This window comes from Neisseria sp. P0001.S005 (genome assembly GCF_051963715.1).
In genome coordinates this window covers 1-396 of sequence record NZ_JBQCTZ010000701.1, presented here as the reverse complement: position 1 = coordinate 396, position 396 = coordinate 1, and the positions used below count along the sequence as shown (strand labels likewise).

Here is a 396-nt window from a genome sequence, read left to right as displayed (position 1 = left end):
CCGTCTGAAAGGATAAGATGCAGTTAATAAAACAGGCTGTTCCGACGCTTTATCGGACAGCCTGTCTGCATATTAGGCGGCTTTCTCGGCTGCCAATTTTTCTTGGCGGTAGGCTTCGGCAGCCTCGCGTTCACGTTTGGTTGCCTGACGCATCATCCAGTAGTTGGCGACAATCACCAGCGTACCAATGATGCCGATCAGGATAGTTGCCAAAACGTTCATCTGAGGGTCAAGGCCGAGTTTGATTTTGGAGAAAATCACTTGCGGCAATGTCGATGAACCCGGGCCTGACAGGAAGGAGGTAATCACCAAGTCGTCCAAAGACAGGGTAATGCCCAAGAGGAAGCCGGAAGCAATCGCAGGGGCAATCAGCGGCAGGGTAATCACGAAGAAAAT

At 51.3% G+C, this 396-nt stretch carries 1 pseudogene; it reads right to left on the bottom strand.

Features of this window, described 5'->3' with window-relative positions:
* Window positions 1-72: 72 nt before the first annotated feature.
* Window positions 73-396 (bottom strand): annotated as a pseudogene (locus tag ACTHSP_RS22455) (polyamine ABC transporter permease); the annotation flags it as partial.